Below are 6,687 nucleotides of genomic sequence, written 5' to 3'. Positions count from 1 at the left end.
ACCAGGAGCATCAGAATGATGAACACCCGTTTGGTCAGGTATCATGGAGCAACGGGCGGGAGATGAATATCAACTGTTGCAGGGTGTTCCCTTCAACAGAATAGTGTTTCTCCGGAAATAGGGGTTTAATGTAAATGGCGGGATCAAAGTGCACAAAAATGGCGGAATAAAAATGCTCATTTCAAGAACATAAATCCTCTGTTATACAAACCTTTCAGACATGGGGGATCAGACCCTGTCGCCGCCGCTCTTTCAGGCGATAGCTATCACCTTTAATATTCAATGTAGTGCAGTGATGGAGTATTCGATCCAGTACTGCAGCGGCAATCACATGATCCCCGAATATCTCGCCCCATTCACCGAATGACTTGTTCGAGGTAAAGATCGTGGAGGATTTCTCATACCGCTTGGATATCAACTGGAAGAAACAATGGGCCCCTTCACTGGTGAATGGAAGATATCCCATCTCATCGATAATGAGAAGATGGAACTTCGTGAGCGCCTTGATCTTCTCTTCCAGTTTATTCTCCCGATTTGCTTTCATCAGCCGTTCAATGAGCTGTGACGCATTCGCATAATATACGCGGAATCCCTGTTTTACCGCCTCACATCCAAGTGCTACTGCGAGATGCGTTTTCCCAACACCGGGTGGTCCGAGGAAGACAACATTCTCCGCATTATGGATGAACCGGAGAGAGGCAAGATCCTTGATTATGAGCGGATCAAGAGAGGGTTGGAACGCCACATCAAAATCATCAAGCCGCTTCTCAACCGGGAAACTGGCCATCCTCATCCTGATCGAGAAGGCGTGATCCTGTTTGTTTTTCACCTCCAATTCAAGAAGGTAATCGAGGATCTCCAGAGTGGATTTCCCCTCTTTTGCCGCATGTTCAAGGCTGTTGTCAAGCATCTCCTTGATCGTTGTCAGTTTGAGCGTCTCCAGGTTGTAATGGACACGTTCATACACAAGACCGCTCATGGTCTCACCTCACCTGCAAAAACATCGTAGGTCGATAATTGCCGTTCTTCGACATCTGGATATACAATCTCGAAGAAAGGTTGTGAATGCCGAGCATCCTGAGCAAACTGAGTTTTTCGGGAGTTGTTCGCCATTACCTCTTTCTGTAAACCGGTGAAATGCTCTTTGATCCTCACCTTTTTCACGGTAGGAGAAGCCATCTGGTGAGAGCAGATCACCTCAGATCCAACTTTGACAGTTATTGTTGTAGCTTCAAGCTCGAGAAGTGCTTTCTGGCCAGCATACTGGTATGGGACAGAGTACAGGGTTCCGTTATAAGAGAAGTAAGAATCTCTTAGGATCCTCCGTGGTTCCTCACGGCGAATGATATACGGCTTGATCAAACCCAGAGAGGTAAGTATCTCTTCTTTCAATCGGTCATAGGGGATCTCATGGGTGCTGCCATGGATCTCCCCGTTCACCCGGTTACACCATTGGAGGAGTTTCTGATTCATGTCTGGGAATGAGGTGAACCTGTTGCCAAGGAGAAAGTCTTTCTTCATGAATTTGATGGAGTTTTCGACTTTTCCTTTTGTCTGAGGGTTATAGGGTTTACAGACGCGGGGCATAAAACCGTGGTGGGTGAAGAAATCCTCAAACTTCGCGTTCCAGGTGTGATCACGTGCCCGAATAGCTCGTTTGATGATGACTGTTTTGATGTTATCATAGAGGATCTCATCAGGAATCCCTCCAAAGTAGTCAAATGCATTCTTATGGCACTGGATCAGTGTATATACATCTGTTGAAAGGGTAAACTCCATGTACCGCATTCGTGAGTACCCGAGGATGGCACTGAAACAGTAGATCTTTCTCTTTCTGCCATCTACCTCATGGCTCCCGCATTCACCCCAATCGACCTGCATTTGTTTGCCAGGAGGTGTTTCGAAGCGGAGAATGGCGGGTGTCAGATACTGAGGACGGATTGTTCTGATGTAATCCTTGAGGATAGTGTACCCGCCGGTATACCCTTTCTCCTTAATCTCCCGATGGATTCTCCAGGCAGTGAGAGGATATGTGGTGATTCGCTCTGTGATATAGTCTTTAAAAGGATCGAGCTTACTGTGTTTCCCAGTTCGCTTTTGTTTCTTTGGCAATTCATCAGCTGCAAGATATTTTCGCACGGTTCGACGATTTAACCCAGTTATGCGAGATATATCGCTGTTGTTGTATCCTTGGTTGTGAAGGTCACGGATCATAAAAAATCCCTCCTCTGCGATCACCATTGCTGCTCCCTCTCAGTTGATACAGAGAGGTTAGCAGGTGAGCACTTTTAGATCGCCACAAGTGGGCATTTTTACACCGCCATTGACATTTAATACCATTCCCAGTCCCAGGCAACACCGTCTCACGAAAAAGAGCTCTTTATTTCAGCCGTTTTTTCGATCCTCAACACTTATAATCCTTAATGCCGTACAGTGAAATGGGCTCAAAAGATCAGCCCTTATTATAGGAGGAACAATATGCCAGAATTTGCAAATCCATTCGCAGGAAATAGTCTTGACAGAAAGATCACCCATGATGAGCTTGTACGCACCATCCGCTACAGCATGGCTGCCGAGTTTGAGGCGATCCAGCTGTACATGCAGATCGCGGATGCAACCGACAATCCACTCGCAAAAGAGGTCCTAACGGACATCGCTGACGAAGAAAGGGTCCATGCCGGAGAATTATATCGCCTGCTCATCGAACTCGAACCAAAAGAGAAAGGGTTCTACGAAGAAGGCATACAAGAAGTTGAGAAAGAGATTAAAAAGCTGAAGTCAAAGAAATAACCTCTTCCGACATCCTTTTTTTGGATTGAACCAATTGGTTCAATCATCCACCCACCGTGTTAAATTATTTTTAATATAATAAAATTAAATTATCACAGGTAATTCTGAAGAGCGAATCAGGCAGCTGAAGATACGGTTACACACCCCGGTAGTCTTTACAGCATTTGTCCCACCAATAACCTGAATGCTCACAATTACACCCAATAAGACCCGTCCTTAAGAGATCGGCAGGAAGAGTGATATGACAGCAAACCGAATCTGGATCGTTGAAGATGAGGCGATCATTGCACTTGATCTCAAAAAACGCCTTGAAACCAGAGGTTTTGTGATCTCCGGAATTTCAGACACGGGTGTCGATGCCATTGATAAGATTCGAAAGCATCAGCCCAATCTCATATTGATGGACATCACGCTCAAAGGTGATATGGATGGGATCAATGCAGGAGAGATCATACGAAGCGAGATGATGATACCTATCATCTATCTTACAGCATATAGCGACGAACAGACACTCGAACGTGCCATGATCACACAACCATATGGCTATATTAGCAAGCCATTTCTTGAAGAGGAGTTATTCTCAACCATTACGACAGCTATCCGGGAACATTCAATGAGAGAGATGGGATTAACAGGAATATAGAGAGCGAAGGGGGAGATGATAATCACAGAAGTTACGATGCATTGCTATGGTGCTATACCCGGCCTGTCTCAATCCGGGTCAGTTACGGTATCAGATGAACCACTCTTCTCACTCCTCTACCTCGAATCCAATCCGGATACGCTTAGAATGGGAGCAGAATACCTTGAGAGGACCGGATGTTTCACCATAACAACGACAGAGAGCAGATCAAAAGCAGTACACCTTTTATCAAACAACACATATGATGCCATCATATCAGGCCATCAGCACTCTGATCTGGATGGAATTGAAGTTCTCAAACACCTTAGGGCAGGAAATACAACAACACCCTTCATCATCTTCACAAATGATGGAAATGCGAAGACAGTCATAAAGGCCCTGAATTCCGGAGCAGATTACTATCTCCTGATGGGAGAGAGACCAGAAAATACCCTGCCAGAACTCTTTCTCGCGATTTATCAATGTATCATAGAAGGAGACAAGAGACAGAGTACCATAAGAATGACAGGATCACCCGCACCATTCATCAAACATCAGTCGGAAGAAGATACGACCTATCTGAGAGACAAGAAATACCCCCTCCTCTTCAACATGACAAGACATGAGATCATGAACCAGATCATGGTTCTTGAAGGATTCCTCGAACTGGCCGAGGCGATGACTACAGAGCCGGAACAGTCCGGATACCATAAAATGATCAGATCTGCCGGAACAGCCATCCGGCATCAGATTGATTTTGCCAACTCATATTGTGCAATCGGCAGTTGTGATCCCAGATGGCTTCAGATCCATGATCTCATCGATCAGATCCCAACAGAACATATAGCCATCCATTCGTCCTGTGAAGATATATCCTGGTATGCAGATCCGATGGTCAAACTGGTCTTTACCACCATGATACAAAATACCATCATGCATGGTGAAAGAGCTACAGAGATACGGATATCACAAAGGATTGATGGGGAAACTCTGGAGATCATCGTTGAGGATGATGGAATCGGAATACCATATGATCAAAAAGAACGCATTTTTGAGGAGTGTATCGGAAAAAATACCGGATTTGGCCTCTTCTTATCACGCGAGATTCTTGCAATCACGAATAGTACCATCACCGAAACGGGAGAGCCGGGGCAGGGAGCCAGATTTGTAATCTCGATACCACAAGCTGCATGGCGATATAACTAAAAACCAATCCAATTTCAATTGTTTGATATTCAATAAATATATTTTTAATTTATCACAGTAATGTTAGAAGGATGCAGCCCTATTCTCTCTCACCGATCCGCCTCATAGCAACCCTCTTCCTCATCCTGATCACAACCACAGGGATCGCCTCTGCCGATCCGGTCATACACTGGGAGATTATATCCGGGGAATATGATGACACACGTGCCTTTGACATCGTACAGACAGACGATGGCGGATATATCATTGTTGGAGCAGCCATCCACCCACGGGAGGAAGGATATCAGGTTCCGAGTCCCTTCTACCAGGCATATATCATCAGGGTGACCAGTACCGGCGAGATACTCTTTGAGAAGACGATCGATGACGAGAGAACAAGAGCCATCAATGCGATCATCAGGACGCAGGATGGCACGTACGCGATGGCCGGTTCGGTCAGCGATCCGCCGGACCATGACTCGGACGCATACCTTGCACGGATGGATGGAGACGGAACGATCCTCTGGGAACGGACATTTGGTAAAGAGTACTATGATAGTGCAACCGATCTCGTTGAGGTGGAGAGTGGAGGGTTTGCCATCGTCGGAGTTACGACAAAGACCAATGACTACCCGCACAGGGATATCTATCTCATCCGGACAGATGACTCAGGAGAACTCCTCTTTGAAAAGAACTATGGTGACAGGTACACTGATGTAGGTCATTCAATCAAAGCAACCCGTGACGGAGGGTTCATCATTGCCGGAGATGGTGCATTCAGCCTGATCAGAACAGATGAGGACGGCAGGGTGCTATGGACGAGATCACTGAGAGAACCTTCAGATGCCAATTCCGGGATCGTCACAACACCAAATGCTGTCGTGGAGACCTCAGATGGAGATTTCATTACTGCCGGAACAACCCTCTCAAAGGATGGAGATACGTTCACTCTCCATGCATCTCTGACGAAGATCGATCAAAGGGGCGAGATCATCTGGGCGAAAGAGTATCCGGGTGATGGGGTAAGTTCATTCTCTTCGGCCCTACTGCTCGAGAACGGAGAGATTACTGCTGTTGGGGAGACCAGCAGACCTGATCCATTGGGCAATCCACCCATATCAGGAGAGAGTTCGATCTTTCTCATCCGGGCCGATCAGTTCGGAGGTCCTATCATACAGACCTCCATCAGAAGAGGAGAATATAGTTCAGGGAAGGCATTACTCATAACCGGGAACGAATTCATCATCGCAGGGAGTATTTCAGAGGAGAGAGAGGGATATCAGGAGTATGATCCCATGAGATATCTGACCCACGCCTACGCCGCATCCCTCTCGATCGATAGTGATGAAAAACCCGTGAAAGAGCAATCAGTACCCCTCCTCTATGCTCCGGTGCTTGCTCTCCCATTCTTCATCTTCAGCCGACGAAGAAGAAAAACAAGAGAAGATAACGAAGAGAAAAACCCTCCTCCATCATATTTCTGATCAGGAAGGAGAACGCACCAGCATCTTGTACGCTGATCTTTTAGGTATCTGCAAAAGATAAACCCTTTTTTCGGAAAAAGGGGTATGGGGGTGATATCTGATCCGGGAATGTCCCCTGGAGATTATACTTTCACGCCATTCCAGAACTGGGTAGTATTTTTCAAGGCATCGAAACCAACAGATTCGTCTACCCAATGGCCTTGGAACACTCTTCCATTCTCTGAAAGCTCAAACGTGAACCATCCCGTATATGTCCCGGTCTTATCGGTATCGACCCACATGCCGGTAAGCCGGTTTCCGTCAACGGTACCGTTGATCGTGCCGTAGCAGTTACCGGTAAACAGGGTCATATCTGCGGTAGTGTTGACCATGACTTCGCATTCGTCACCGCTGCTATAAGTCCCGGTCACCGATGAACCCTTCTGGGTAATTGTAAAAACCTCGACGAAGAGTCCGGTTTCTCCGTAATTATATGTGGTAGCCCAGGTTTCTGACCAGGGCGTATCCGTGGATGCAGTCACCATTGTTTGGGCAGATGACACCGGAACAACAGTCGTGCCGGAGGGTGGTGTTTCCTGTGCTTGACCTGAAGAGTTCGTGCAGCCG

At 46.6% G+C, this 6,687-nt stretch carries 7 protein-coding genes; 4 read left to right on the top strand and 3 right to left on the bottom strand.

All coding sequences use genetic code 11. From position 1 onward, the window contains the following. Positions 1-214: 214 nt before the first annotated feature. A complete protein-coding gene (gene istB / locus Q7V06_RS05550; RefSeq protein WP_304839248.1) occupies positions 215-979 on the bottom strand; it encodes an IS21-like element helper ATPase IstB in 765 nt (254 codons plus the stop codon). Then, positions 976-2,238, bottom strand: a complete 1,263-nt coding sequence (istA, locus tag Q7V06_RS05545) for an IS21 family transposase (protein WP_304839251.1) — start codon at positions 2,236-2,238, stop codon at positions 976-978. The genes istB and istA overlap by 4 nt, the downstream gene beginning before the upstream one ends. 240 nt (positions 2,239-2,478) lie before the next feature. On the opposite strand from istA, the gene Q7V06_RS05540 reads away from it, so the two are divergent. The 4 genes from Q7V06_RS05540 (at position 2,479) to Q7V06_RS05525 (ending at position 6,081) form a co-directional block, all read left to right on the top strand. Continuing rightward, on the top strand, positions 2,479-2,790 hold the full coding sequence (locus Q7V06_RS05540; RefSeq protein WP_304839245.1) for a ferritin family protein: 312 nt from the start codon (positions 2,479-2,481) through the stop codon (positions 2,788-2,790). Between the two features lie 241 nt (positions 2,791-3,031). Further along, complete coding sequence (locus Q7V06_RS05535; protein ID WP_304839243.1) at positions 3,032-3,433, top strand: response regulator; 402 nt, start codon at positions 3,032-3,034, stop codon at positions 3,431-3,433. A gap of 15 nt (positions 3,434-3,448) precedes the next feature. Continuing rightward, complete coding sequence (locus Q7V06_RS05530; RefSeq protein WP_304839240.1) at positions 3,449-4,618, top strand: hybrid sensor histidine kinase/response regulator; 1,170 nt, start codon at positions 3,449-3,451, stop codon at positions 4,616-4,618. Positions 4,619-4,689: 71 nt separating this feature from the next. Next, positions 4,690-6,081: a hypothetical protein gene (locus tag Q7V06_RS05525; protein ID WP_304839237.1), complete on the top strand. Its 1,392-nt coding sequence runs from the start codon at positions 4,690-4,692 to the stop codon at positions 6,079-6,081. Positions 6,082-6,203: 122 nt separating this feature from the next. Here the strand turns inward: Q7V06_RS05525 and Q7V06_RS05520 are convergent. Then, the coding region (locus Q7V06_RS05520; RefSeq protein WP_304839235.1) for a hypothetical protein at positions 6,204-6,687 on the bottom strand (484 nt) is incomplete at its 5' end.

Origin of the sequence: Methanocalculus sp. (genome assembly GCF_030651615.1) — an archaeon.
In the GTDB taxonomy this organism is placed as follows: domain Archaea; phylum Halobacteriota; class Methanomicrobia; order Methanomicrobiales; family Methanocorpusculaceae; genus Methanocalculus.
The sequence above is the reverse complement of the archived record's forward strand: the minus strand, read 5'-3'. Positions and strand labels throughout refer to the sequence as shown.